Source organism: Methylocystis sp. SB2, from assembly GCF_049817085.1.
Lineage (GTDB): Bacteria > Pseudomonadota > Alphaproteobacteria > Rhizobiales > Beijerinckiaceae > Methylocystis > Methylocystis rosea.
Genome location: NZ_CP187401.1, coordinates 86,607 through 110,149, shown reverse-complemented (window position 1 = coordinate 110,149; position 23,543 = coordinate 86,607). Strand labels below are relative to the sequence as shown.

At 63.6% G+C, this 23,543-nt stretch carries 27 protein-coding genes and 1 pseudogene; 14 read left to right on the top strand and 14 right to left on the bottom strand.

Annotated features, from left to right (window positions below):
- Window positions 1-777: 777 nt before the first annotated feature.
- The 3 genes from ACPS74_RS00555 to ACPS74_RS00545 form a co-directional block, all read right to left on the bottom strand.
- Window positions 778-1,566, bottom strand: a complete 789-nt coding sequence (locus ACPS74_RS00555; protein WP_029650515.1) for a hypothetical protein — start codon at window positions 1,564-1,566, stop codon at window positions 778-780.
- A gap of 16 nt (window positions 1,567-1,582) precedes the next feature.
- Window positions 1,583-2,047: an Hsp20 family protein gene (locus tag ACPS74_RS00550; protein WP_018408616.1), complete on the bottom strand. Its 465-nt coding sequence runs from the start codon at window positions 2,045-2,047 to the stop codon at window positions 1,583-1,585.
- A gap of 91 nt (window positions 2,048-2,138) precedes the next feature.
- The gene (locus ACPS74_RS00545) at window positions 2,139-3,299 is read right to left on the bottom strand and encodes a helix-turn-helix transcriptional regulator (protein WP_029650514.1); all 1,161 of its coding nucleotides are present in this window, start codon (window positions 3,297-3,299) and stop codon (window positions 2,139-2,141) included.
- A gap of 269 nt (window positions 3,300-3,568) precedes the next feature.
- Between ACPS74_RS00545 and ACPS74_RS00540 the strand changes: the two genes are divergently transcribed.
- The 4 genes from ACPS74_RS00540 (at window position 3,569) to ACPS74_RS00525 (ending at window position 8,099) form a co-directional block, all read left to right on the top strand.
- Window positions 3,569-3,961 (top strand): DUF2946 family protein, encoded by a 393-nt coding sequence (locus ACPS74_RS00540; protein WP_029650511.1) that lies wholly within the window; start codon window positions 3,569-3,571, stop codon window positions 3,959-3,961.
- Between the two features lie 60 nt (window positions 3,962-4,021).
- Complete coding sequence (locus ACPS74_RS00535; RefSeq protein ID WP_029650509.1) at window positions 4,022-6,433, top strand: TonB-dependent receptor; 2,412 nt, start codon at window positions 4,022-4,024, stop codon at window positions 6,431-6,433.
- A 70-nt stretch (window positions 6,434-6,503) separates the two neighbouring features.
- The gene (locus ACPS74_RS00530; protein WP_051381766.1) at window positions 6,504-7,073 is read left to right on the top strand and encodes a TlpA family protein disulfide reductase; all 570 of its coding nucleotides are present in this window, start codon (window positions 6,504-6,506) and stop codon (window positions 7,071-7,073) included.
- 78 nt (window positions 7,074-7,151) lie between these two features.
- On the top strand, window positions 7,152-8,099 hold the full coding sequence (locus ACPS74_RS00525) for an alpha/beta fold hydrolase (RefSeq protein ID WP_029650505.1): 948 nt from the start codon (window positions 7,152-7,154) through the stop codon (window positions 8,097-8,099).
- On the opposite strand, the gene hisN is transcribed toward ACPS74_RS00525, so the two are convergent.
- On the bottom strand, window positions 8,096-8,908 hold the full coding sequence (hisN, locus tag ACPS74_RS00520; protein WP_029650503.1) for a histidinol-phosphatase: 813 nt from the start codon (window positions 8,906-8,908) through the stop codon (window positions 8,096-8,098). The genes ACPS74_RS00525 and hisN overlap by 4 nt on opposite strands.
- A gap of 33 nt (window positions 8,909-8,941) precedes the next feature.
- Window positions 8,942-9,901, bottom strand: a complete 960-nt coding sequence (locus ACPS74_RS00515; protein WP_029650501.1) for an N-formylglutamate amidohydrolase — start codon at window positions 9,899-9,901, stop codon at window positions 8,942-8,944.
- A gap of 179 nt (window positions 9,902-10,080) precedes the next feature.
- Here ACPS74_RS00515 and cpdR point away from each other — a divergent pair, with 179 nt between their 5' ends.
- Window positions 10,081-10,455, top strand: coding sequence for a cell cycle two-component system response regulator CpdR (gene cpdR, locus ACPS74_RS00510; protein ID WP_026223012.1), 375 nt, complete (start codon window positions 10,081-10,083; stop codon window positions 10,453-10,455).
- A gap of 59 nt (window positions 10,456-10,514) precedes the next feature.
- Here the strand turns inward: cpdR and ACPS74_RS00505 are convergent.
- Window positions 10,515-10,895, bottom strand: a pseudogene (locus ACPS74_RS00505) (homocysteine S-methyltransferase family protein); the annotation flags it as partial.
- A 209-nt stretch (window positions 10,896-11,104) separates the two neighbouring features.
- On the opposite strand from ACPS74_RS00505, the gene rpmE reads away from it, so the two are divergent.
- Entirely contained in the window at window positions 11,105-11,335 is a 231-nt protein-coding gene (gene rpmE, locus ACPS74_RS00500) for a 50S ribosomal protein L31 (RefSeq protein WP_018408626.1), read from the top strand.
- 47 nt (window positions 11,336-11,382) lie between these two features.
- On the opposite strand, the gene ACPS74_RS00495 is transcribed toward rpmE, so the two are convergent.
- A complete protein-coding gene (locus ACPS74_RS00495; protein ID WP_029650498.1) occupies window positions 11,383-11,913 on the bottom strand; it encodes a DUF1465 family protein in 531 nt (176 codons plus the stop codon).
- Window positions 11,914-12,481: 568 nt separating this feature from the next.
- Between ACPS74_RS00495 and ACPS74_RS00490 the strand changes: the two genes are divergently transcribed.
- Both ACPS74_RS00490 and ACPS74_RS00485 read left to right on the top strand, forming a co-directional pair.
- Window positions 12,482-13,273, top strand: coding sequence for an inositol monophosphatase family protein (locus ACPS74_RS00490; protein ID WP_029650496.1), 792 nt, complete (start codon window positions 12,482-12,484; stop codon window positions 13,271-13,273).
- Window positions 13,270-13,749 (top strand): GNAT family N-acetyltransferase, encoded by a 480-nt coding sequence (locus tag ACPS74_RS00485; protein WP_029650494.1) that lies wholly within the window; start codon window positions 13,270-13,272, stop codon window positions 13,747-13,749. The genes ACPS74_RS00490 and ACPS74_RS00485 overlap by 4 nt, the downstream gene beginning before the upstream one ends.
- A 38-nt stretch (window positions 13,750-13,787) precedes the next feature.
- Here the strand turns inward: ACPS74_RS00485 and ACPS74_RS00480 are convergent, their stop codons facing one another.
- Entirely contained in the window at window positions 13,788-14,237 is a 450-nt protein-coding gene (locus ACPS74_RS00480; protein WP_029650491.1) for a GatB/YqeY domain-containing protein, read from the bottom strand.
- A gap of 237 nt (window positions 14,238-14,474) precedes the next feature.
- Here ACPS74_RS00480 and carA point away from each other — a divergent pair, with 237 nt between their 5' ends.
- Window positions 14,475-15,665 (top strand): glutamine-hydrolyzing carbamoyl-phosphate synthase small subunit, encoded by a 1,191-nt coding sequence (gene carA, locus ACPS74_RS00475; protein WP_029648116.1) that lies wholly within the window; start codon window positions 14,475-14,477, stop codon window positions 15,663-15,665.
- On the opposite strand, the gene ACPS74_RS00470 is transcribed toward carA, so the two are convergent.
- On the bottom strand, window positions 15,662-16,303 hold the full coding sequence (locus ACPS74_RS00470) for a hypothetical protein (RefSeq protein ID WP_029648114.1): 642 nt from the start codon (window positions 16,301-16,303) through the stop codon (window positions 15,662-15,664). The two genes, carA and ACPS74_RS00470, sit on opposite strands and share 4 nt — an antisense overlap.
- Before the next feature lie 85 nt (window positions 16,304-16,388).
- Here ACPS74_RS00470 and ACPS74_RS00465 point away from each other — a divergent pair, with 85 nt between their 5' ends.
- From ACPS74_RS00465 to ACPS74_RS00455, 3 genes are read left to right on the top strand one after another with little or no spacing between them, the layout of a single operon-like run.
- A complete protein-coding gene (locus ACPS74_RS00465; protein ID WP_029648113.1) occupies window positions 16,389-16,961 on the top strand; it encodes a DUF2975 domain-containing protein in 573 nt (190 codons plus the stop codon).
- A complete protein-coding gene (locus ACPS74_RS00460; protein ID WP_029648111.1) occupies window positions 16,961-17,182 on the top strand; it encodes a helix-turn-helix domain-containing protein in 222 nt (73 codons plus the stop codon). The genes ACPS74_RS00465 and ACPS74_RS00460 overlap by 1 nt, the downstream gene beginning before the upstream one ends.
- A gap of 24 nt (window positions 17,183-17,206) precedes the next feature.
- Complete coding sequence (locus ACPS74_RS00455; protein ID WP_029648110.1) at window positions 17,207-18,091, top strand: hypothetical protein; 885 nt, start codon at window positions 17,207-17,209, stop codon at window positions 18,089-18,091.
- On the opposite strand, the gene ACPS74_RS00450 is transcribed toward ACPS74_RS00455, so the two are convergent.
- From ACPS74_RS00450 to ACPS74_RS00440, 3 genes are read right to left on the bottom strand one after another with little or no spacing between them, the layout of a single operon-like run.
- The gene (locus tag ACPS74_RS00450; protein ID WP_029648109.1) at window positions 18,088-18,408 is read right to left on the bottom strand and encodes a type II toxin-antitoxin system PemK/MazF family toxin; all 321 of its coding nucleotides are present in this window, start codon (window positions 18,406-18,408) and stop codon (window positions 18,088-18,090) included. The genes ACPS74_RS00455 and ACPS74_RS00450 overlap by 4 nt on opposite strands.
- Window positions 18,402-18,656 (bottom strand): AbrB/MazE/SpoVT family DNA-binding domain-containing protein, encoded by a 255-nt coding sequence (locus ACPS74_RS00445; RefSeq protein WP_029648107.1) that lies wholly within the window; start codon window positions 18,654-18,656, stop codon window positions 18,402-18,404. The genes ACPS74_RS00450 and ACPS74_RS00445 overlap by 7 nt, the downstream gene beginning before the upstream one ends.
- Before the next feature lie 58 nt (window positions 18,657-18,714).
- Entirely contained in the window at window positions 18,715-19,518 is an 804-nt protein-coding gene (locus ACPS74_RS00440; protein WP_029648106.1) for a GyrI-like domain-containing protein, read from the bottom strand.
- A 140-nt stretch (window positions 19,519-19,658) separates the two neighbouring features.
- Between ACPS74_RS00440 and dapF the strand changes: the two genes are divergently transcribed.
- On the top strand, window positions 19,659-20,522 hold the full coding sequence (dapF, locus tag ACPS74_RS00435) for a diaminopimelate epimerase (protein ID WP_029648104.1): 864 nt from the start codon (window positions 19,659-19,661) through the stop codon (window positions 20,520-20,522).
- Complete coding sequence (locus ACPS74_RS00430; protein WP_029648103.1) at window positions 20,519-21,697, top strand: MiaB/RimO family radical SAM methylthiotransferase; 1,179 nt, start codon at window positions 20,519-20,521, stop codon at window positions 21,695-21,697. The genes dapF and ACPS74_RS00430 overlap by 4 nt, the downstream gene beginning before the upstream one ends.
- On the opposite strand, the gene ACPS74_RS00425 is transcribed toward ACPS74_RS00430, so the two are convergent.
- Entirely contained in the window at window positions 21,678-22,844 is a 1,167-nt protein-coding gene (locus ACPS74_RS00425) for a PQQ-dependent sugar dehydrogenase (protein WP_029648101.1), read from the bottom strand. The genes ACPS74_RS00430 and ACPS74_RS00425 overlap by 20 nt on opposite strands.
- Window positions 22,845-22,957: 113 nt before the next feature.
- Complete coding sequence (locus ACPS74_RS00420; protein ID WP_029648099.1) at window positions 22,958-23,350, bottom strand: PRC-barrel domain-containing protein; 393 nt, start codon at window positions 23,348-23,350, stop codon at window positions 22,958-22,960.
- Window positions 23,351-23,543 lie beyond the last annotated feature (193 nt).

The following is a 23,543-nucleotide window of genomic DNA, read 5'->3' as shown; positions in this document are numbered from 1 at the left end:
CGTCGCGTGTCGAGCGGCGGGCCATGCAAATGAACACGGCGTTCTCCAAAAGCGAGCGCCGCCTTAAGGTCAGCAAGGCTGACATATCTGCGGGCTAACTTAGTGCCAGATTTGCGTTGAAGTGACAAGCAATCGCTTGGGCTTCGGCGCTTGCCCGTCCAATGCTCGCCGCAATGTTGTCAGAGCATCCGCGCGGCCGAGAGGGCTGAACAGGGAAGAAACAATGCGGTCATTCAAGGGGAAAGCGGTTTTGCCGTTCGCGTTGGCGCTGGCGGCAAGCGCCGCAGTTCCGCAGCACGCCTTCGCGCAGTTTTTCTTTCGGCCGTTCGCCTATAGCTACCGCCAGCAAATTCCACCAGAAGAGCCAGGTTTCGCGTCTCGTCGGGCTGTGGCCTCAATTCTGGGACGAGAGGGCTATCGACTGGTTGGGCCGCTCGGCCGTCGCGGCGAGCAGATCGTCGCGACCGGCGTCAGTCGCCGTGAAGGCGACATGCGCTTCATTATCGACCCCTATGAGGGCCGCATTTTGCGCGCGGTGAGACTCGGGCCTCCGCCGATGTATGATCGGGGACCGCGCTATGGCGGCGATTACGGCCCCTCCGGCGGCGATGCTTATGGGACGCCCCCCTCGACGGGCGGCGCTCCATACCCGCCCCAGGGCGCCGGCGGGTCCGGGGCCGCTGGCCCGGCCGCAGATCGTGGACGCCAGCAGCCCGGCGACGGAGCTTTGGCGGATAAGGCGCCGAACAGCCCGAGCCAACAGCGCGCTCGCGCGGCTCAGAAAGGCGCGGCGTCGAAGAGTTCGCGCGCAATCGCCCCGACGACAAAGCCCGAGGCGCCCGAGGCGCCAATGGCGATCGCGCCTGCCGCCTCCCCTGCTCCGACCGCGGCCACGTCGACCGAGCCGAAGACTGCGCCGTCCGCAGCCCGGTCGCAGGAGACCCAGCCCAACGCTCTGAGCGCCAGCACCCCGTCCGCGTCGGGCGCTGAACAGAAGAGCTCCGATTTAACGGCTACGCCTCCGGCGGCGACTGGCGATACCGCGGACGACAAGCGGGCGACTTCAGCTCCGCGAGAGCCGAGGTCTGACGAAGCCAGCGTCCCCGCGCCAGCGCAAGCGACACAAGGGCCGCAGCCAAACGCGGAAAGCACAGATAAGCCGGCGCCGACCTCTGCCGAAAAGGCGCCAGACTCTGGCGCGGCCCCTTCGGCGCAGGCCGCCAAGGAAACGCCCGCCAACAAGCCGGCGCCGGTTTCGGCTGGCAATGCGCAGAGCGCCGCGCCTCCAACGGAGCAGACCGCCGAAACGCCCGCCGCTCCGGCGCAAAGCGTGTCCCCGCCTGCGAAGCGCGCAGCGGCCGCCCGCGCCGCCGGAGGCTCCTCGCGCCGGGCGATCGTCCCGCCGTCAGGGGCGAGCGGCGCGACTGTCGTGACTCCGACGGCGTCCACGCCGCCGGCTTCCGCCCCGACGGGTTCAGCGACCGCGAAGACGCCCGACAGCGCCGCAAAGCCAAAAGCCGGCGGATAACAAAAGAGGCGCCCGAAAGGGCGCCTCTTGCATTTCACTTTAGAACTTTCGCCGTTACGCAGCCTTGGACTCGACGATCGTCGCGGACGGCGTCGTCACGCCGATGTCGATGCGGCGTGGCTTCTGCGCCTCCGGAATCTCGCGCACGAGATCGACGTGAAGCAAGCCGTTGACGAGGCTGGCGCCTGTTACGACCACATGGTCGGCAAGCTGGAACCGACGCTCAAAGGCCCGCGCGGCGATGCCCTGATGCAGGACCTCGCGGCCCTCCGCAGGCTGCGCCGGCTCTTTCGAGCCTTTGATGGCCAAGGTGTTTTCCTTGGTCTCGACGGACAGTTCCTCGCGCGAGAAGCCGGCGACCGCGAGGGTCACGCGATAGGCGTTCTCGCCCGTGCGCTCGATATTGTAAGGCGGGTAGCTTTGGGACGTCTCGAAGCCGCTGGCCTGATCGAGCAGATTGAACAGACGGTCGAAGCCGACGGTCTGGCGGTACAGCGGAGAGAGATCGAACTGACGCATGACATATCCTCCAGTTGAGCGACATGCGGCGCGCTAGCGTTATCGCGCCGCGCCTCTTAGCGCGTCCGTTACGGCCCGCGCTGGCAACGATTTAAGAAGCGCTGCGGCGTCGTTCAAGAGGCGCCGGCGACGCGGATAACAGCGTCTCCGTCGGCAGGGCATAGCGCTCCGGCGCCCGGAAGGGAGATTCCAGAGCAAGCACGAGCTTGACCAGATCAGCCTGGCGGGTCGCGCCGGTCTTCTGGAAAATGCTTTTCAGATAACCTTTGACAGTTCCCTCGCTCAGACCAAGCGCGCGCGCGGTGGCCGGGACGCCGCCCACTTCGGCGATGGCGAGCAGCACCGAACTCTCGCGGGCGGTGAGGCCGAACACGCCCGCGGCGACCTCGCCGCTTTCGCTGGAATTGAGCGCGAGCCTGCGCATGAACAATGCCGACAGTCCCTTGGACAGCGGCAGCACATGCATCACGCAGCAGCGCGACTCCCCGCGCTTCACCATGATCGCGAAGGCTTCCGCGTCAGCGCCGCCGATCTGGGCGAGCGCACGCTCCAAAGCCTCCTTGGCGTGCGGATCGCGCACAGTCAGCGTATTGCCAAAGATCGCCAGCGCGTCGCCTTCGCCGAGCATCTCGTCGGCGCTGCGATTCCTATGGACGACGCGCATCCTGCTGTCGACGACAAGCACGGGCGACGTCAGCTCCTCGAACAATTCGACGAGAGCCGATGTGTCAGACGCCGGCTTATGCCGCGCGATGGCCGTCGCGAGATGCGGCAGAAGCGCGTCAAGCCGCCTCTTCGCCTCGATGTCGGCGAGACCTGCGGCCTCTTCGCGAAAGGCGACGAATAGGCAGACGCCCGTCTCGGATCGGTGAATGACTCCGCCGATCATATCGGCCAGGCCGAAGGGCGCCATCCAGCGCTGGTAGGCGCCGCTTTGATGAAGCTCTTCCAGGGAGACGAAGTCTTCCAACGAGAACGCCCGACCGACGCCAATCTCGGCTAGGACGCGCGCCTTGATCGGATCGAGTTTGCGATGGTTGCGGAGATATTCGACGATCCACGCGTTCTCGGCGCGTGTCGAATGCTTGAGCTCCAACAGCGCCGAACAACGGTCTTCGAACAGCAGCGCTGCAAAGCGCGCATCCAGAAAACGCGCAATCTCGTCGAGCGTATCGGGCCAGTGCTGCGCTTCGGCGCCCGCGGCTTTGATCGCCACGATGACGCGCGCATCCGCATCTTTCGTCAAGGTCATGTCTTCACCCGGTGCGACCTCCCGCCACACCTTCGCAAAGCCGGTCTTCGCGATGGCGCTTGCCGCGCAGCGAAACGTCACACTGCCCTGGAGCCCTAGAAGAACCTGTAAAAACACCAGGGCGTCAATCGATCGCAGCTTAGCGTCTGTGTTGCGCAACTGCAACAAGGACAAGAATTTACGCAAACATCGAGCGTCACCCTCCCGATCGGGGGGAAACGGAGAAAAACGTAGCGGCTAAGTTGCACAAAATGAATCGGCGCGGCGGCATGGCGACTTCGGCTTCAATGGCGAGAGCAAAGACGAACGCAAGGCGGAAAGGCCTGCGCGCCTTTCTTGCTGCGACGCTATTCGTCGTTTCAGCATTGTTGCAGGCGACGATCGCGCCGCATGCGGCCCTGTCGGCGACGCAAGAGTTCTGCGTCACGAGTCACGCCGCCGCGGACGAGACGGCGCCGAGGGGCGCGCCAGCGCACGGCTGGCATGCGCACTGCGGCGCCTGCCAGATTGCCGCGGCGCCGATCCTTTCCGAAAAGCCGCCGATCGCGCGGCTCGAACAGCCGCCAACCCCGCTAGTCTATTTCGACTCCTGGCCTTTCGAACCGCGAGAGCGACGCCGGCCCGGCGAAACGCGCTCGCGCGCGCCTCCCGCACTCTCCTGACGAAACACAACACGCACCGTTTCAACCGCCGTTCGCCGGCGGATCAGGAGAACTCATCCAATGTACCGTCCCGCCCTACTGCGCGGCGCCAGCGCCTGCGCCCTCATTCTCGCGTCGGTTGCGAGCGCTGAGGCCCAAGTTTCTCTCCCCCAGATCGTCGTCGGAGCCGCCCCGGCGCCAGTGGCGTCTGCGCCCGATCGTGACGCTAAGATCGTCGACCAGAAGGAGATCGAGAAGGAAAGGCCGGCGGTCGCCGACACGGCGAAGCTTTTGGAGAACACTCCCGGCGTCAGCATGTACGAGGCCGGCGGCGTTTCGCGCCTTCCGGCAATCCACGGCATGGCCGACGACCGGCTGAAAATCATCGTGGGCGGCGTGCAGCCGACTTCCGCCTGCGCCAACCATATGAATCCGCCGCTTTCCTATATCGATCCAAATAACGTGCAAAAGATTGAGGTCTTTTCGGGCGTGATGCCCGTCAGCAGAGGCGGCGATTCGATCGGCGGTTCGATCATCGTGACGCCGCGACAGCCGGCCTTCGCGCCGCCACCTGGCGCGCCGATTCCGCCGCCGGTCGTGGCGCCGGTCGAGCCGTTCCTGCTTGGCTCGCCATACCCTCCGTTCCTGCCGTTCACCGGTCAAGGCCTGCGCTTTGGGAATCAGAACGAGTTGCTTGCGACCGGCGTCGTCTCAGCCTTCTTTCGCACGAACAATAACGGCATCAGCGTTTCGGGCACGACGAATGTCGCGGCCGACCATTGGAGCGTGCTCTACAACGGCGCCTGGTCGCGCGCGACCGATTATCACCAGGGCGCAAACGGACCGAAAGTGCTCTCAACGAACTTTATTTCGGAGCAGCACTCGCTCACCGGCGCATACCAGAATAACGGGCATCTCTTCACGATGAGGGGCGCCGTCGAACATATCCCCTATCAGGGTTTTCCAAATCAGCGGATGGATATGACCGGCAACCGCGGCTACACCGCCGAAGCCAAATATCTGGGAGCCTATGATTGGGGCCTCGTGGATGCGCGCGCCTTCTGGCATCACGTGACCCATACGATGGGCTTCCTCTACGACAAGCAGCCCGCGAACATGCCGATGAACACAATCGCGCATGATTTCGGCTATTCGATCAAGACGGAGATTCCGTTTACGCAGCTCTCCGGCCACGACCTGTTGCGGCTGGGCAGCGAGTATCACGGGTTCAGGCTTAATGACTGGTGGGAGCCGGTCTACAGCTCGACCATGATGATGATGGGCCCCTTCACCTTCTGGAACATCAATAATGGCCAGCGCAATCGCGTCGGCCATTACGCGGAGTGGGAGGCCGCCTGGACCCCGCAATGGTCGACGCTGCTCGGCGTGCGCAACGACGTCGTGTGGATGACGACGGGCAACGCCTATCCCTACGATCTGCGCAACCCCATTCCCATGGGCATGATGGGCGGCATGGGTGGCGGCATGGGCGGCATGGGCGGCATGGGCATGATGATGTACATGCAGAACCCCGATGCGACCGCCGCGCAAATCTTCAACGCGCGCAGTCACGCCCGCACCGACGTCAACTTCGATATGGTCGCAAGGGCGCGCTACCAGGCCGACGCCTTCAGCACCTACGAAATCGGCTATTCGCGCAAGACCCGTTCGCCCAATCTTTATGAGCGATATGCATGGGGCGTCGGATCGATGGCGACCGCGATGGTCAACTGGTTCGGCGACCTCAACGGCTACACTGGCAATCTCGACTTAAAGCCCGAAGTCGCCCACACTTTCGGCGTCGTCGGCTCTTGGATTGATCCCAACGGCAATTGGGAGGCGCGAGTCAATCCTTACTACAGCTATATCGAGAACTTCATAGACGCCGATCGCGTGAGCAATCTCTCGGGACCGGCCGGGCTCATCTTTCCGATACTCCAGTTCCGCAACCACAAGGCGGAAATCTACGGCTTCGACGTTTCCGGCCGCATGAAGCTCTGGGAAACTCCGGAGTACGGGCTGTTCTCCGCCGTCGGCAATATCAGCTACGTCTATGGCAAAGACCTCGACATTCCTAATTACGCGGCCTGCGGCCTGTCTGGCTCTACATGCTATCTGCTGGCGCGAAACTTCGCGAAGGGCGACGGCCTCTATCACATTATGCCATTGACGGCGCGCGGCGCCATCGAGCACCGTCTCGGCGGATGGTCGAGCGGGATCGAGTTGCAGCTGGTCGATAGTAAGACGCATGTTTCCGTCGCCCGCAACGAATTGAAGACAGGCGGTTATGCGCTGGTCAATCTGCGGACGGCCTACGACTGGGGAACCATGCGCTTTGATCTCGCGATCGAGAACCTCTTCGATCAGCTCTACTACCCGCCGCTCGGCGGCCATTATTTCACCCTGGCGAAAGTCACCGGCAACCCCCTCAACTACGGACCGGTGCCGGGGATCGGCCGTAACTTTATCGCCGGTCTTACGGTTCGCTTTTGACCAACGATGGGAGAGAGGCGCATCTGCGTCCGCCACGCGCGTCTCTCCTTCAATTTGGAGGCTGCTGCTGATGAAGCATGTCTTTGTCTCGCTAGCGCTGTCGACGTTTTTCGCCACTAGCGGCGCGCATGCCGAGATCATCGGCGCGAACGCGCCGCGCGCGGTCACCGAGGACGAGATGAAGGCCTCCCTGGGCGAGGTCGATCTCGTGGGCGCAAATGGCGCGCCGCTCGATCTGCGCGCGCTGATGGCGAACGGCCGGCCGACGCTCGTGAGCCTTTGGGCATATTGGTGTCCGAATTGTCTCGCCGAAATGAAAGGCTTCAAGTCGATCGCCGCCGCCTGCCCGGATCGCTGGAACATCGTCTTCGTCTCGGCGCGCGCAAGCGACTACCCCAAGGATCTGGCGAAGTTCAAAACCTACGGCCTGCCCTGGAAGATTTTTCGCGTCGGCGATTCCACGAAAACCGATGTCGCGAAAGCAAAGAGCGCGCGAGCGTTCTACGGCGCCACGGCCGACGGCGGCGTGGTCACTCCGCTGCACTATCTGATCGGCGCTTCCGGACGGGTCGACGCGATCGTCAACGGCAGAATGAACTTCGCCGAACCCCAGCGTCTCGCCGCCTTCTGCGCCGATTGAAACGGCGGCGTTCGGCCTTGTCGCCAAAATGCATTATCTTGGCGCGAAGATTCGGCTCTGAAGCGCCGAGGAGATTCCATGCGAGAACTTGTCGCGTCGCCCGGCAACCCGATCCCCGAGGGCGCCGCCGTTTACTCCCTGAAGACGCGGGACGGCCGGCGATTGCGCGCCGCCGCATTTCCCTGCGGCGGAAGTGCGCGCGGCACGGTGGCGCTGTTTCAGGGCCACAATGAATTCATCGAAAAATATTTCGAGACGATCGAGGAGTTGCGCAGCCGCCGCCTCGACGTGGTGGCGCTCGATTGGCGCGGCCAGGCCGGCTCGGAGCGCGAGCTCGCCGACCCGCGCAAGGGCCATATCGACGACTTCTCGCAGTATCAACGCGATCTGGAGGTTTTCATCTCCCAGGTGTTGAGCGACCGCCCGCAGCCCTGGTTCGCTCTCGCCCATTCGATGGGCGCGGCTATCCTGCTGGACGCGGCGCATGCAGGAAAAACGCCGTTCCAGCGCTTCGTGCTGACCGCTCCCATGATTGATCTCGCCAATCTGCGGTTTCCGCGCGCCTCACGCTGGCTCGCTGACACGCTCGACATGTGCGGACTGGGCGGCATGTACATTCCGGGCGGAACCGGCGCCTCCTTTATCGAAAAGCCCTTCAACGGCAATCTGCTGACCACAGATCCGGTTCGCTTCGAACGAAACGCGGCGATTCTCAGGGTGGCGCCGCAACTCGCGATCGGCGATCCGACGATCGGCTGGGTCAACGCCGCCTTCCGTCTCATGAGGGGCTTCGAATCGCCCGACTACGCCCGAAGAATCCGGGCCACAATTCTGATGTTCGGCTGCGGTCGCGAGATGATCGTCTCCAATGCCGCCATCGAGCGTTTCGCTCAAAATCTCGACAGCGGCGTTCTCGCAATGGTCCCCGGCGCCAAGCATGAACTCATGATGGAGCGCGACGAGTTTCGCAGTCAGTTCTGGCGCGGCTTCGACGCTTTCATTCCGGGCGAAGCGCGCGTCTCCTAAGCGTTAAGCAGCTTCAACGCCTGTTCGTGCAGCGCCGGGTCGCCCGCCGCAACGATGGCGCCGCCCAGCGCCGCAGCGCCGCCGCTCCAGTTGGTGACGACACCCCCGGCGCCCTCGATGATCGGAATCAGCGCGACGATGTCGTAGGGGTGCAAATTCGTCTCGATGACGAGGTCGACATGGCCTGCCGCAAGCGCGCAATAGGCGTAGCAGTCGCCGCCGTAGCGGGAAAGCCTCGCCCCGCGCTCAACGCGGTGAAAATGCTCGCGCAGCGCCGGGTCGATCAGCAACGGCGATGTCGTCATCAGCGTCGCCTGCGCGAGCTCTGGACAGTGGCGCGAGGCAATCTTGCGCGTCTCGAGAACGCCGCGCGCGCCCTCCGGCCCGCGCGCCGGACCGCGCCAATAGGCGGCCTCGCCGTCGCCAAAGAACCGCTCTCGGGTGAACGGCTGGCTCATCAGGCCGTAGCAGGGGCGCCCGCGATGCGTGAGGCCGATCAGCGTGCCCCACAGCGGCAGGCCGCAGATGAAGCTCTTGGTGCCGTCGATTGGGTCGAGAATCCAGACATATTCAGCGTTTTCGCGCAAATGTCCGAATTCTTCGCCATAGACCCCGTGGTCGGGGAAGGTCGCCTCGATCAGCCGCCGCATGGCGAGTTCTGCGGCGCGGTCGGCTTCCGTGACGGGATCGAACGCCCCGCCATGCGCCTTGTCGTCGGCCGCGAGCGCGGTCCTGAAGAAGGGCATGATGGCTTCCGCCGAAACGTCGGCGAGGCGCTCAACGAATTTATCGAAATCAACGGCGGTCATGCCAGCTCCCGGCGGGGCGCTTCGAGCGCCCGGCTATTCGGCCGCCGCCCGCCGCTCGCCGCCCAAAATCTCAGTCAAGTCTTCATGGCGCGCCACCACCGCCATGACGTCCGCAAGATCGCGGGCGACGGCGTCGAAGCGCTCGTTCTTCTGGAGCGTAGACTCGTCCATGTAAAGACCACGCGACACTTCGATCTGCAGGGCGTGCCAGCCCCCGGCGGGCTTGCCGTAATGCTCGGTGATAAAACCACCCGCGTAGGGTCGATTGCGCATGACGTGATAGCCGCGGCCGCGCAACCGATCCTCGACGACGTCGACGAGTCCGGTGAAGGCGCTGGCGCCGTAGCGGTCGCCGATAACGAAGTCGATGCGCCGCTTGTCGCCCCGCGTCGAAAGCAAGGGGTCGCGTGCGCCGGTCGAAGGCATCGAATGGCAGTCGATCAGCACGGCGACGCCAAAACGCGCCGCGGCGCGCTCCATCAGGCCGCGCAAGGCCGCATGGTAGGGCTTGTAGAGGCTGTCGATGCGCCGCAAGCCTTCCTCGAGGGTGAGCCGGCTTGCGTAGATCTCGCGCGCGTCGGCGACCACGCGCGGGATCGTGCCTAGTCCGGCCGCGACGCGCAGAGAGCGCGTATTGGCGAAGGACGGCAAAGCGCCGTTGAAGAGCTTGGGGTCGAGTTCGTAGGGTTCGCGATTGAGATCGAGATAGGCGCGGGGAAAGCGCGCCCGCAGCAGAGGCGCTCCGAGGGATGAGGCCGAAGCGAAGAGATCGTCGACATAGGCGTCTTCCGAACGGCGCAGCGTCGCCGCGTCGAGCGGCGTCGCGGCGAGAAAGCGCGCAGGATAGATCCGCCCCGAATGCGGTGAGGAAAAGACCAGCGGCGAAACAAGCGCATCCGGCTCGATGATGTCGAAGGCGCGTTCAAACTCCGGTTCGCAGCAGGGCGTCGCCGTCAAACTGGTTTCGCGCCACTCGCGCATGCCGTCGTTCATACGTTTTTCTCGTTCCCGCGCCGCGATGGCCTCTTCAGACGAGCGCCGGCGTGGCGGATCAGCTCAAAAAGGACGGTGCGTCGCGCTATAGTGGGCGCTAAGTTAACGCGGCGCCACCCCGGTTTCACCTGAAATTTACGAAGCTCGGGCGATATGGCTAAAAACCCGCGAGGATGGCGATGAACGATAGACCGACCGCGAGAATTCTGCTTGCGGAAGACGACAACGACATGCGGCGCTTCCTGGTCAAGGCTTTGCAGCAGGCCGGTTTTTCCGTCACGTCATTCGACAACGGGCTTTCTGCCTATGATCAGCTTCGGGTCGAGCCCTTCGAACTCCTGCTGACCGACATCGTCATGCCCGAGATGGATGGAATAGAACTCGCCCGTCGCGCGACCGAGCTCGATCCCGACATCAGGGTCATGTTCATCACCGGCTTCGCCGCCGTGGCGCTCAACCCCGACAGTCACGCGCCGCGACAGGCGAAAATCCTTTCCAAGCCGTTCCATCTGCGGGATTTGGTCACCGAGGTGCACAGAATGCTTGCGGCCTGAGCGCTTTAGATCCCGCTGCATCTGGGCTTTATCGCCCCATGCAGATCACGCAGCGCGCTCTAGGCGCAGGCTTCGCAGATCGCGGCGACATGGCGGTCGTCCGTCCCGCAACATCCGCCGAGGATGCGCAAGCTGGGGTATGTCTCGCGCAATTCCCGATATCTGCGGCCCAGATCGACGGGATCGCCGGAGTCGAGCGTTTCCGATTCGTCTAGCTCCGCGTGGCTTTTCGTCGAAGCGTTGGCTTTGACGCCGAGCAGCCGACTTATCCAAGGCGCGTCCGCGGAGAGCGCCTGCTCGAAATGCGTCGGATGGGCGCAGTTGATCATGTAATAGGCAGGCGCTGCGTCGGTTTCGCGATCCACCGTCTCAACCGCGTCGCGCAAGCTCCGCCCGCCGATAAGTTTGCCGTCGGTCTCCACCGTGAAAGAAATTGACGAAGAGACCAGGCTTCAGCTGGGGAAGATCGGCTCGGTATCCGGTCATTATCTGTATTCCTCGCCTGTGGCGCCGGACGTAAGGGGCCAACTTGCCCATTTGCCCGCAGTGCGTTATCAGCGCCAGCAAATTCGCTTGTTTCGAACGGCCGACCCCGCGCCGCCGCGGCGTGGGTCTTCAGTCGTTTCCATCGCAAAAAGGATGCATCGTTATGAAAAAGGACATCCACCCCGGATATCACATGATCAAGGTCGTGATGACCGACGGCACGGAATTTACGACCCGTTCCACCTGGGGTAAGGCGGGGGACACGATGCAGCTCGACATCGATCCGAAGACGCACCCGGCCTGGACGGGCGGATCGACGCAACTGCTCGACCGCGGCGGACGCCTGTCGCGCTTCAACTCCCGCTTCGGAAATCTCTCTTTCGGCAAGAAATAAAAGAAGGCGGCGGTTGAAGCCGCCGCCTCAGTTGCTCGCCTGAAGGATCACTGGGCGAAAGCGGCGCGCAGTCTCGCGATCTGCGCTTCGACCGGACTGGGTGTTGGCGCCGGCGCGGCGAGCGCTGGCTCGAGCGCATGGATCAGCCGGTCAAGGTGGATAATCCGCGCTTGCAGGCGCAGCGACTGCAGCGACAGCTCGCGCAGACGGAGCGGCAGGCGCTGGAAGAGGTCGGGGGCCGAGGCCAGCTCCTGCTCACGAAGCTTGACGCGATGCCGGTTGCTTGCGGCCTGATGGCGGGTCAGCTCTCCCTGATTCACGGCGCGCTGCAGCAACAGCCAGGACGCAATCTGCATCAGCCTTGTGGTCAGCCGCATGCTCTCAGCCGCATAGGCAAGAGCTTCGGTCCGCGGCAGCGTCTTCGCGTCGAGACGTCCGTCGCCGTCGAGATAGAAGGCGGCCTCCTCGACGAGGCTCATTCCCTCGCGAAATAGAGCGCAAAAGCCCTCGGATCCCGCCAGTCTCTCGATGAAAGAGACCGGCTGCTTCTCCCCCACGCTGCCTTTGACTCGAGCCATACGAACGTTCACGCAAATGCGACGCGTCTGCGTCTCTGATGGCATGAACTGTAACGCAGAGCACCGAGGGGCGCGCGCTTAGCCTTTCCTTAACCTTAACGGGCCAGCGCGGCGCCGGACGCAAAAAGAGAGCCGCGACGGCGGCTCTCAAGGCTTCTTGACAGGGAGGCATCAAGGACGAGTGGAGAAGAAGCCACTCGGACATCCCACTTAAGGGACATTTTCAGGCTGCACGATAATCCTTAATTTACGGTTAACGCGCCAAACTGCTCCTGTGCCGGGCGTTTTTGCCCACGGAGAACAGGCAGCGGCAAAAAGAGTCATTTCGAGTAACCGCTTCTCGTGGCTGGTTAGAGCCGCTCGCCAGCATCGCCGACGCAAAGAAGCGCCTCGCAAGCGCCGGACAACGCCTCAGGTCAACCCAACGTTCTGTCAATCAAGCCGAAAAAGGGACTGGCTCTAGGGCGAAAACTGGCGCATTTGAACAAGCCTCCGCGTGCTTCCCCGGGCGCTCGCCGCGCTTGAAAAGCGTTGAACCTCCCACAACCCTCCCCCTAGGCTCTCCTTAATGATTCGCTCCGCCTTGATGAATGTGATGACCGCCGCCGCGCTCAAAGCGGGACGTGGCCTTAAACGCGATTTCGGGGAGGTGGAGAACCTCCAAGTATCGGTGAAAGGTCCGGGCGACTTCGTTAGCGCGGCCGACAAGCGCGCCGAAAAGACCCTGTTCGACGAGCTGTCGAAGGCGCGCCCCGGCTATGGCTTCATTCTGGAGGAAGGCGGCGTCGTCGAAGGTTCCGACAAGAGCCACCGCTGGATCATCGATCCGCTCGACGGCACCTCGAATTTCCTCCATGGCGTTCCAGTCTTCGCCATCTCTATCGGCCTGGAGCGCGAGGATCGTCTCGTCGCCGGCCTCGTCTATAATCCCGCCACCGACGACATGTTCGTCGCTGAGCTGGGCCAAGGCGCCTATTTCAACAATCGCCGCATGCGCGTCGCGGCGCGCCGGTCGCTCGGCGAGTCGATGGTGGCCTGCGGAATTCCGCCGCTGGCGCGGGTCCGCGACCACGAATCCTTCAAGCGCGAGCTTGCAGCCGGCATGGGAAAAATCGCCAATATTCGCCGCTTGGGCGCCGCCGCGCTCGATCTCGCTATGGTCGCCTGCGGGCGTTTCGACGGCTATTGGGAGCGCGGCATCAGCTCCTGGGACGTGGCGGCGGGAATCGTGCTCGTGCGTGAAGCCGGCGGCTTCGTCAGCGATTTTTCGGGCGGCGCAGACATGCTTGGGAAGGGCGAGATCTGCGCGGGCAATGAGGCGATCCACCGCCAGCTGCTCGATCTGATGAGGAAGGCATGAACGCCCCGACCGCACAGGCGTCGCTGAATCTGCGTCTGCGCGTCGACGGCGACTGGCCCTTCATTCTCGACCTTTGGGTCGCCTCCTGGCGGGTCACCTATCCCGAGATCGACTTTGAGAAGCGCCGCGACTGGCTCCTGCGACGCATTCGCGAGTTGGAAGCGACTGGATCGGTGACGCTCTGCCTGTTTGACGCTCAGGCGACGCTTGCAGGCTTCGTCGTAATCAATCCGGCGGACGGCTGGCTCGATCAGATTTGCGTCGCTCCTAATCGCTTCGGCGCAGGCTTCGGCGCGTCGCTGCTGTCGGCGGCGCGAAACGTCTCGCCGAGGCTTGTTCGGCTCGACGTCAATGCGGACAACGCTCGCGCCATCCGCTTTTACGAACGCGACGGATTTTCGCGCGTCGGGCGCGGCGCAAACACCTTGTCCGGTCGCGAAACCGTCATGATGGAGTGGCGGCCTCTCCCGCTTTAGCGGGGAAGGTGGCGCGAAGCGCCGGAAGGGGGCCGCAATTAGCCCGTCAGCGCCGCCTTCACCGCAGCGCTGGCTTTGCCGAAATCCATCCGCCCCGTATATTTCGCTTTGAGCGCGGCGACGACCTTGCCCATGTCCTTGATCGAGGCCGCGCCGGTCTCGGCGATCGCCGCCTTCACCGCCTCGGCCGCTTCCGCCTCCGAGAGCTGCTGCGGCAAATAGGCGGAAATCACCTCGATCTCGCCGCGCTCCTTGCCCGCGAGATCCTCGCGCCCGGCTTTTTCATAGATTTCCAGCGACTCCTGCCGGCTCTTGATCATTTTCTGGAGCAGGGCGAGTTCGTCGTCGCCGCTGAGCGTCTTGCCCGCGCCGCGCGCCTCGATGTCCTTGTCCTTCAGCGCCGCGTTGATGAGCCGCAGCGCGTCGACCTTGGCGCGCTCGCCCGCCTTCATCGCCGTCTTGAGGTCCGCCGCAATCTTCTCGCGCATGTTATGTCCTTGGGGTTCCCATTTCGAGCCGAAATCGTCTAAGTATCTGCATCACTCGACGAAGCTCGCTTCCACCCTCCCCTTGAGGGGGAGGGTCGAGCCGCGCAAGCGGCTCGGGGTGGGGTGAGCCCAGTCGACAATGACACCCCCACCCGATCGCCTTTGGCGATCGACCTCCCCCCTCAAGGGGGAGGTGAGCGCGCCGCCACGACGCATCCGACCGGGCATAGAACGGACATGACCCTCGATCAAGATAACGGCTGGAAGAAACCCCTCCACACCGGCGTGCTGGTTCTCGCCGGCGGCGAAGTGATCGAGGGCTATGGGCTCGGCGCCGTTGGCGAAGCGGTCGGCGAAGTTTGCTTCAACACCGCCATGACCGGCTATCAGGAAATCCTCACGGACCCGTCCTACGCCGCGCAGATCGTCACCTTCACCTTCCCCCACATCGGCAATGTCGGGACCAACGATGAAGACGTCGAAACCGTCGATCTCGACAAGAGCGCCGGCGCGGTCGGCGCCATCTTCGGCGCGCCCTGCACCGACCCCTCGAATTTCCGCGCCCAGAAGCCGCTCGCCGACTGGCTCGCCTCGCGCGGCGTCGTCGGCATGTGCGGCATTGACACGCGCGCGCTGACGACGCTCATTCGCGAGCGCGGCATGCAGAACGCCGTCATCGCCTATGCGCCGGATGGCTGCTTCGACATTGCGGCGCTGAAAGCCAGGGCCGCCGCCTGGCCGGGCATCGACGGCATGGACCTGGTGCCGACCGTCGGCTCAAAGAAGCGCTACGACTGGCGCGAGACGATTTGGCGGCTTGGCGGCGGCTATGGCGCGCGCAGCGGCGCGCCCAAGTATCGCGTGGTTGCGATCGACTATGGCGTAAAGCGCAACATCCTGCGGCTTCTCGCCGAACAGGATTGCGAAGTGGTGGTCGCGCCGGCAACCGCAACAAGCGGGGAAATTCTGGCGCTCAACCCCGACGGCGTCTTTCTCTCGAACGGCCCCGGCGATCCGGCCGAAACCGGCAAATACGCCGCGCCGGTGATCCGCGACCTGCTCGAAGCAAAAATTCCGACCTTCGGCATTTGTCTTGGCCACCAGATGATGGCGCTCGCGGTCGGCGCCAAGACGAAGAAAATGCCGCAGGGCCATCATGGCGCCAATCATCCGGTCAAGGATTTCACCACCGGCAAGGTCGAGATTGTTTCGATGAATCACGGCTTCGCGGTCGATCGCGACAGCCTGCCGGACAACGCCGTCGAGACGCATCGCTCGCTCTTTGACGGCTCGAACTGCGGGATCGCGCTGACGGATCGTCCGGCGTTCTCGGTGCAGCATCATCCCGAAGCTTCGCCCGGCCCGCAGGACAGCCATTATCTTTTCCGGCGGTTCGTGGAGATGATGGAGAGGGCGAAGGCGGCCTAACGGTATACGACCATCGGCGTCTCGGCGCGGTTAGCGAATTTCTCGCAAGGCGGCACGAGCTGGTCGAGCGGCTTTTCCTTCGTCGCCGCTTCGCGCATGTCGAGATTCTTGAGCACCGTGAGATAGGGGCCGGAAGGCTGCGTGCGCAAATAAGTCGTCGTTAGCAGCTGACCTTCCGGGAAGTCGCCGCGCCGGCAGGCGTCGGCGCCGACGCCGAAGGAACCATGCGTCTTGCCGGGATCGCGCGCCTTCTCTTCCAGAAATTCCTTCTGCCGGACGCGGATCGCCGCATAATCGGCCGGGTCGACGCGATAGGCGTAAATGCGCGTTCCGGCCCTCGTCTCGCCGGCAAGCGGCGCGACGTCTTCCGGCGCGGTCGTTTCCCTAAGCGCGAAAACCATCTCATGCTTCGCGTTCTCGTCGCCGTCGCGCCACCAGCCGATTTTCAAAGTCACGCCGCCCTTCTGCGGCTCGAAACTTTCAGGCAGGCGCACCGCCGCGCGCAGCACGGCCGGATCGACGGAAGCGGCGTCGAAATTTCGCAGCGCCCACATGGTTGAGACCGGCACATGGCTGCAGGCGGCAAGCATGGCGGCGGCGAGCGCCAGGCTAGACAGGCGACGAATAATGCACGACATAAAGTGCCTCATGTTTTTAGATTAGTTTTTAATGTTTGACATTAAATTTTTCTTGTGTCAACGTAAGCGACATAAGGAGACCGCCATGACCGACTTCGCTGCCCTTTCTTCCTTTGATGACCGTCGCCTGGACTCGCTGCGCCGCCGCATCGGCTGGCTCTGCCAAACGCTGCGCTTCGCGCTCGTCGGCTATTGCCTCTGGATTTTCGTCACGATCGTGATGTTCTGGAGCGACGAGTCGCTGGTCGTTTCGCGATTTGCGTCGCTGAAGGTCGATGTCGAAGGCCTGTCCGCCGATCAGCGGCTTGCGGCCTTCGGCGTCAGCTTCGTGATATGGGCGCTGCTCGTCGTCGCCTGCTACGCCGGCTGGAGACTGTTCTCGGGCTATCTTGAGGGGCGCATCTTCACGCCTGATGCGGCCGGATGGCTGCGCTGCCTTGCGCTAGCAGGCCTTATCGCGGCGCTCGTCGATATCGCCGCGCGACCGCTAACGTCGCTCATCCTCACGGCGCACAAGGCGGCGGGCGCGCATATGGTGTCGATCTATCTGCGACCTGAAGATCTTTCGACCGTCATGCTGCTCGCGACGCTCCTCGCGCTCGCCCATATCCAGAAGACGGCGGCCGACATCGCCGATGAAAACGCGCAGATCGTCTGATGCCGATCATCGTCAATCTCGACGTGATGCTGGCGAAGCGCAAGATGCGCTCGCGCGATCTCGCCGCGCAAATCGGCATCGCCGAACAGAATGTGAGCCTGTTGAAGTCGGGCAAGGTGAAGGGCGTGCGCTTCGACACGCTCGAAAAAATCTGCGAAATTCTGCAATGTCAGCCGGGCGACATTCTCGAATATCGGCCGGACGACACGACGACGGCGTAACTTTTGCGCAAGGAGCGCGCGGACATGCCGCGCACGGTGACCCGTGCACTCGGGATCGGGCTTGGGTTTGGGCTCGCCTGCGCCGCCGCGCTCGCTATCGCGATGATGCTGCGGCCAGAGCTTCGCCTCACCGCGCGCGCCGCGTGGAATGATCCGCGACTGCTCGCCGCCTTCGCCGACGATGCGCGCATTCGCTACGAACCAGAGGCGCGCGCTTGCGCGGCCGAGACGGCGGCGCTGCTTCCCGCCGCCATCGCACAAATCGAGTCCGTGCACGGTCGTCCCTTCGCGCAGCCGCCGACGGTGGGCGTCTATGCGTCCTATGAGAATTACGGAAGCGCCAACGGCATGGGCGATCCCGGCATCGCCGCCGTGACGCGGGCCGGCGTGGCGCTGTTGTCGCCGACGCTCTGCGGCGAGGAGCGCGATCGCCTCGAAGGCGTCCTCACGCATGAGCTGTCGCATGTGCATCTCTCCGGCTGGCGGCCGCTCGGCGCGCCGCGCCCGCCGCAATGGTTCACGGAAGGGCTCGCGGTGATGGCCTCAAAGGGCGGCGGCGCCGAGGGCGTCAGCATTGAAGACGCGGCGCAGGCGATCCGCGACGGCTATCGCGTCGTGCTCGACGAGCGTCGATGGATCGACTTCGCGGCGCTCGGTTTTGAGCGTGAACCGCCGCGCGATCCAACGAAGGACGCGCTCACCCAGCGCCAGCGCCTCGCCTATCGACAGGCCGGCATGTTCGTCGGCTGGCTGCGCATGCGCGACGAGACGGCGTTCATGCAGCTTCTTCGCGCGCTCGAAGCGGGAGCGCCATTCGAAGGCGCGTTCCACTCGGCATTCGGCGACGACGCGCAACAGCTCTGGCGCCGCTTCGTTTCCGATCTCTCTCAACAGTCTAGCGCCGGCTAATCTTCAAAGACCTCACGAAGGCCAGCGAGAATCGCCGCGAGCGTAGATTCGGACGCTTTGCCCAAGCGCTTGACGAGCCGCTGCTTGTCGATTGCGCGAATTTGATCAAGCAGCACGAGCCCGCGCTTGCCCTTGAAAGTCAGCGCGACGCGAAAGCCGGCGGGGCGGCTTCCCGTGGTCAGCGGCGCGACGATCGCCGTACGCAAATGGTCATGCATTTCCGGCGGCGAAACAATCAGGCATGGCCGCGTCTTCTGAATTTCGCTCCCGACCGTCGGATCGAGCGCTGCGAGCCAGATTTCGCCGCGCTTCACCACGTCAGTTTTTCGTCGCCTTCATTGCCAAACTCCGGCCATAGAAGCGCGTCATCGCCATGCTCGGCGATACGGCGGGCGTCATCGCCCCAACCCTCGCGCACGCGCTTTTTGACTGGCGTGACGACAAGGCGACCTTTCTCGACGGTCAATTCGACGTCGTCTCCGACATCCGCCCCAATTTCGGCAAGGAACGGCTTGGGGATGATCAAGCCGGAAGAGTTTCCCATTTTTCGGAGCGCGCTGCGCATGACAGATCCATCAATGTTATAACTTAGTTATAACATTGATGGGTGGATTCGCAACCGCTCACTTCAAAAACACATAAATATCGACGTCGACGCTCGCGTCGTCGCCCTTAAAATCGGTCAGATATTCCTCGAGGATGAGATCCTTCGTGTCGAGCCCCTTCTCGTCGAGATAGGCGGCGATCGCCTCATAGGTTGCCTCGATCTCGTCGTAAGCGCCGCGATGCTGGAATTTGAGCGCCTTGCCGGCGGGCGACGCGCCGATGCTGACGCCCTCAGGCAGCTTGGGCTTGCCTTCCGGCGCCGCCGCAAGCGGAACCATCGCCTCGAAGGCGAAGCCCGTGTCGTCGGTTTTGGTGAAGACGGCGAATGGCCGGCCGTTGGCCGCAAGCCCCGCTTTTCCGACCGCCTCGTTGAGCTTGGCGAGCGCCTCGCCGACGGTCTTGCCGGCATCCTCCCACTTGCCCTGCCCCTTGGTCACAGCGGCGGGCCGCGCGTCGACGGTCACGGTCTGGCTCATCACCGCTTGCGCCGCATCGTCAGCGACGCCCGCGGGCGGACTTGCATCGCCTGGCTTGCCGTCAGTCGGACCAGCTTCAGTCGGATTGGCGTCTGTCGGACGTGCCTCGCTCGGCTTCGACTCGCTCGGCTTGGCGTCGCTCGTCTCGCTAGGTTTCGAGTCTGGCGCCGCATTTGGCGGTGTTGGCCTTTGCGGCGTGGCGGATTTGTCCGCCTCCTGAACGCCGCCGAGGGGAACCAGCGCGCGTTCGGCGTAGATCGCGGCGCCCGCGACCAGAATGATGAAGATCGCCAGCGCGCGCCAATGGCGTCGCAGGCTGTCCAGCAAGCCCGGTTCTTCTTCCATCGTCGAGCTTTCCTAAACGGCCATCAATGCCTTTTCGCGCGCACATGCGACGCGCGTCCGGCGGGAGCCGCAGTGGCGCTTCGGCGCAGCCTTCTCTATATACGAGCGCGTCTCCAGGAGAATAGGCGAAAAGCTGCCCCATGGCGCATCCGCTCGACCATCTTCCGATTCTGCGCATGAACGGCGCCGGAAACGAGATTCTCGTTCTCGATTTGCGCGAGAGCGAGCACGAGCTCGCGCCGCAGGAAGCGCGCGCCATCGCCAAGGCGCCCGGCCTGCGCTTCGATCAGCTGATGGCGCTCCACAGGCCGCGCAGGCCTGGCGACGACGCGTATATGCGCATCTACAATATCGACGGTTCTCTCTCCGCCGCCTGTGGCAACGGCACGCGCTGCGTCGCCTATGCGCTGGCGCGCGAAGGCAAGGACGCGCTGCGTCTGGAGACGGACGCCGGCCTCATCGAAACGCGCCGCCAAGCCGATACGGTTTTCACCGTCGACATGGGTCGTCCGCGGTTGGGCTCGCGCGAGATTCCGCTCGCCCACGCCGTCGAAGATACGCGCGATGTCACGCTCGACCCGCCCGTCGCCGGGGCGCCGTCGCGTTTCTCCGCGGTCAGCATGGGCAATCCTCATGCCGTGTTCTTTGTCGGCGACGCGATGGCGATCGATCTCGAGACGCTTGGCCCGCGCATCGAACGCCATCCGCTCTTTCCCGAACGCGTCAATGTCTCCTTCGCACAGATGCTTGCGCGCGACGACATTCTGCTGCGCGTCTGGGAGCGTGGCACCGGCGCCACGAAGGCGTGCGGCTCCGCCGCCTGCGCGACGCTCGTCGCCGCGGCGCGCGCAGGGCTCAGTGAACGCGCTGCGAATCTGCGCCTGCCGGCCGGCGATCTCCAAATCGAATGGCGGGCCGACGATCATGTGCTGATGACGGGGCCGGTCGAGTTCGAATTCGAAACCACGCTCGATCCCCAGATTTTTGAAGGCGTAGCCGCGTGAACGCGCCGCTGCGCAACGCCGAGGTCGTGACCTTCGGCTGCCGGCTCAACGCGGTTGAATCGCAGGAGCTCGCCAAAGCGCACGCCAGCGCGCGCGAGACGGTGATCGTCAACACCTGCGCCGTCACGGGCGAGGCCACGCGGCAAGCGCGTCAGGCGATCCGCCGCTTGCATCGCGAGCGGCCCGACGCCGAGATCGTCGTCGCAGGTTGCGCGGCGCGGCTCGACCCTCCAGGCTTCGCCAAGATCGAAGGGGTGACGCGGGTTCTCGCCGAACATGCGCCAAATCGCGCGCTTGCCGGCAATGAGGGCACGCGCGGACTGCTTGCCGTGCAGAACGGCTGCGATCATCGCTGCACCTTCTGCATCATTCCGTTTGGCCGCGGCGCGGCGCGCTCGGCACCGCCCAGTGAGGTCATCGCGCAGGCTGGCGCGCTTGTCGCGAGCGGCAAAAAGGAGATCGTGCTGACGGGCGTCGATCTCACGAGCTACGGCGTCGACCTTGGCGAAGATTGGACGCTCGGGCGCCTCGTGCGTCTGCTGCTGCGCCGCCTTCCAGAGCTTGAACGGCTGCGTCTCTCGTCGGTCGATTGCATTGAGGTGGACGAAGATCTCGTCGAGGCTTTTGCGGAAGATCCGCGGCTTTGCCCGCATCTTCATCTGTCGCTGCAGTCCGGCGACGATCTGATCTTGAAGCGCATGAAACGCCGGCATTCGCGTGAGGACGCGATCAGCCTCTGCCGCGCGCTCCGCGAGGCGCGGCCCGACATCATCTTTGGCGCCGACTTCATCGTCGGCTTTCCGACCGAGACGGAAGACATGTTCGACGCCACGCTCGACATCGTCGACGCCTGCGGTCTCACGCATCTTCATGTCTTTCCCTTCTCGCCACGCCCGGGAACGCCGGCGGCGCGCATGCCGCAACTCGCGCCGCAGATCGCCAAAGAGCGCGCGGCGCGATTGCGAGAAAAGGGCGACGCCGCGCTACGCCGACATTTCGACGCGCAAAGCGGCCGAACCTTGCGGCTACTGACCGAGCGCGGCGGCACGGCGCGCGCCGCCGATTTTACCCTTGCGCATACGCCGGGCGTCGAAGCGGGTCTGATGATCGAGGCGCTCTGCACGGGTCACGACGGGCGCGCGCTCACGACGCGGCTTACGGCGCTTGGTAGGTGATCCGATAAATCGCGCCGTTCTGGTCGTCGGTGACGAGAAGCGAGCCATCCGCAAGCTCTGCGACGTCGACGGGCCGGCCAAGATAGGATCCGGAACCGTCGTTCCAGCCCTCTGCAAATGGCGTGCTCGCGGTTGTTCCAGCGAGAGTGACCATCACCCGCGCGCCGATTGGGACGCTGCGGTCCCAGGAACCATGCTGCGCGTAAAACATCGCGCCCTTATATTCCTTCGGAAACATGTCGCCGCGGTAAAACATTATGCCGAGATCGGCCGCGTGCGGCGCAGTTTCCACGACTGGAAAGACGACGTTCTTTGGCGGCTCGTCGCGGGCGTATTCATTGGTGCGAACATGTCCGCCGCCATACCAAGGGAAGCCGAAGTTCAATCCTGCTCTGTCGGCGCGATTGATTTCGCCAGGGGGCCGATCGTCACCCATGGAGTCGACCTGATTGTCGGTGAACCAGAGCGATCCGTCCGAGTCGAACGCCATGCCGACGGAATTGCGAATGCCGGTCGCGAAGACTTCGCGCTGCGATCCGTCGAGATTCATCCGAATGACGCCGCCGATTCCCGTCTTCTCGTAAAGCGCGAGCTTGTCGCGCGGCGCGACATTGTGCGGCTGGCCAAGCAAAATATAGAGCTTGCCGTCGGGACCTATTCGGCACACGCGGGAAGAATGGCCGCGACTCTCTTCGTTCCTTGGAATGAGATCGCCTGATTTTACGACGACCTTGGCGTTCGCCGCCGCGTCGCGCCACGTGTTTTCCGCATCGTCGAACCGTGTGACGCGGTTACGCTCAACGAGAAAAAGCGCGCCGTCATTTGAGAAGCAAACGCCATGCGGCATCGTGAATGGCATGGACGGCGCGAAGCGTTCGACCGCAGCGGCCCTCTTATCGCCGGGCGTGATCGCATAGACGTCCTTCTCCTCGGCGCCGACAAAAATCGCCTTTCCTTCGCGCCCGATGGCGAGCGTGCGGGCCCGCGGCGCTAGAGCATAGAGTGCAATCGAAAAGCCCGGAGGAAGTTTTATGCGCTTGAGAGTGGATTCGATCTCCGCGCCGCGACGGTCTTGAGGAACCGACTGAGCGGCGACGCCACCGCCCAGAGTCCATAAAAGCAAAAGTGCGGCGGCTCCGACGCGCATTTTAACGGCCTTTCGGATAATCCTTTCGACGCCATATAGGCCGCAAAAAGGGCGGAGCCAGTTATGGCTCCGCCCCACCGCGGATTCCCACTTCGGTCAAAGACACTCAGACTTCAGCGGTCTCTCGACATCGTTGACGTCGTCGTGTCTTCCCAATAGGGGGAGGACCCGTAGTTCCTGTGCAGCCGGCTTTCCCAATCGCGATCGCTCCAGCTTTCTTCGCCTGTGAATTCAGGAGCGTTCTGCAGCTGCTCTTCCGTCACATCCGCGATGTAACCGCCGAGATTGGTGTCGTAACGGAACGCCTTCCAGGGCAAGGGATGCTCGCCTTCGCCGATGCCGAGAAAGCCGCCGAAGGTCATAATCGCGTATCGAACCGAACCAGAGACGCGATCGATCATCAGGTGATCGATTTCGCCAATCTTGTTGCCGGCCGCGTCATACACATCCGTGCCTTCGACCTTATCGCTGGAGATAAGGTTGGCGTTTGGCTGTGCCATGCCCATAGTAACCTCCTGCAGCGCGCACTTAACCGACGCCATTGTCGACCTTGCCGCGCCTTTCAAAGATGAACACAGGGTGACAGCCCTTGTTCCCGAGGAAAAAGAAAAAACGGCGGTTACATAAGCTTAGCGACGCCTTCCTTCTTTGGTAAAATGTCGCTATTGCAAGTGCGTGATGCGCGGCGCCTGCAGATGA

What these genes read in the sequence shown, in the direction of transcription:
- ACPS74_RS00525 (WP_029650505.1), top strand. Translation starts at nt 7,152, where the DNA reads ATGCGAGAACTTGTCGCGTCGCCCGGCAACCCGATCCCCGAGGGCGCC.
- ACPS74_RS00540 (WP_029650511.1), top strand. Translation starts at nt 3,569, where the DNA reads ATGGCGACTTCGGCTTCAATGGCGAGAGCAAAGACGAACGCAAGGCGG.
- dapF (WP_029648104.1), top strand. Translation starts at nt 19,659, where the DNA reads ATGGCGCATCCGCTCGACCATCTTCCGATTCTGCGCATGAACGGCGCC.
- ACPS74_RS00465 (WP_029648113.1), top strand. Translation starts at nt 16,389, where the DNA reads ATGACCGACTTCGCTGCCCTTTCTTCCTTTGATGACCGTCGCCTGGAC.
- ACPS74_RS00470 (WP_029648114.1), bottom strand. Translation starts at nt 16,303, where the DNA reads ATGTCGTGCATTATTCGTCGCCTGTCTAGCCTGGCGCTCGCCGCCGCC.
- ACPS74_RS00545 (WP_029650514.1), bottom strand. Translation starts at nt 3,299, where the DNA reads ATGACCTTGACGAAAGATGCGGATGCGCGCGTCATCGTGGCGATCAAA.
- ACPS74_RS00550 (WP_018408616.1), bottom strand. Translation starts at nt 2,047, where the DNA reads ATGCGTCAGTTCGATCTCTCTCCGCTGTACCGCCAGACCGTCGGCTTC.
- ACPS74_RS00460 (WP_029648111.1), top strand. Translation starts at nt 16,961, where the DNA reads ATGCCGATCATCGTCAATCTCGACGTGATGCTGGCGAAGCGCAAGATG.
- hisN (WP_029650503.1), bottom strand. Translation starts at nt 8,908, where the DNA reads ATGACCGCCGTTGATTTCGATAAATTCGTTGAGCGCCTCGCCGACGTT.
- ACPS74_RS00455 (WP_029648110.1), top strand. Translation starts at nt 17,207, where the DNA reads ATGCCGCGCACGGTGACCCGTGCACTCGGGATCGGGCTTGGGTTTGGG.
- ACPS74_RS00425 (WP_029648101.1), bottom strand. Translation starts at nt 22,844, where the DNA reads ATGCGCGTCGGAGCCGCCGCACTTTTGCTTTTATGGACTCTGGGCGGT.
- cpdR (WP_026223012.1), top strand. Translation starts at nt 10,081, where the DNA reads ATGAACGATAGACCGACCGCGAGAATTCTGCTTGCGGAAGACGACAAC.
- ACPS74_RS00495 (WP_029650498.1), bottom strand. Translation starts at nt 11,913, where the DNA reads ATGGCTCGAGTCAAAGGCAGCGTGGGGGAGAAGCAGCCGGTCTCTTTC.
- ACPS74_RS00480 (WP_029650491.1), bottom strand. Translation starts at nt 14,237, where the DNA reads ATGCGCGAGAAGATTGCGGCGGACCTCAAGACGGCGATGAAGGCGGGC.
- ACPS74_RS00440 (WP_029648106.1), bottom strand. Translation starts at nt 19,518, where the DNA reads ATGGAAGAAGAACCGGGCTTGCTGGACAGCCTGCGACGCCATTGGCGC.
- ACPS74_RS00515 (WP_029650501.1), bottom strand. Translation starts at nt 9,901, where the DNA reads ATGAACGACGGCATGCGCGAGTGGCGCGAAACCAGTTTGACGGCGACG.
- rpmE (WP_018408626.1), top strand. Translation starts at nt 11,105, where the DNA reads ATGAAAAAGGACATCCACCCCGGATATCACATGATCAAGGTCGTGATG.
- ACPS74_RS00535 (WP_029650509.1), top strand. Translation starts at nt 4,022, where the DNA reads ATGTACCGTCCCGCCCTACTGCGCGGCGCCAGCGCCTGCGCCCTCATT.
- ACPS74_RS00445 (WP_029648107.1), bottom strand. Translation starts at nt 18,656, where the DNA reads ATGCGCAGCGCGCTCCGAAAAATGGGAAACTCTTCCGGCTTGATCATC.
- ACPS74_RS00490 (WP_029650496.1), top strand. Translation starts at nt 12,482, where the DNA reads ATGATTCGCTCCGCCTTGATGAATGTGATGACCGCCGCCGCGCTCAAA.
- ACPS74_RS00420 (WP_029648099.1), bottom strand. Translation starts at nt 23,350, where the DNA reads ATGGGCATGGCACAGCCAAACGCCAACCTTATCTCCAGCGATAAGGTC.
- carA (WP_029648116.1), top strand. Translation starts at nt 14,475, where the DNA reads ATGACCCTCGATCAAGATAACGGCTGGAAGAAACCCCTCCACACCGGC.
- ACPS74_RS00530 (WP_051381766.1), top strand. Translation starts at nt 6,504, where the DNA reads ATGAAGCATGTCTTTGTCTCGCTAGCGCTGTCGACGTTTTTCGCCACT.
- ACPS74_RS00485 (WP_029650494.1), top strand. Translation starts at nt 13,270, where the DNA reads ATGAACGCCCCGACCGCACAGGCGTCGCTGAATCTGCGTCTGCGCGTC.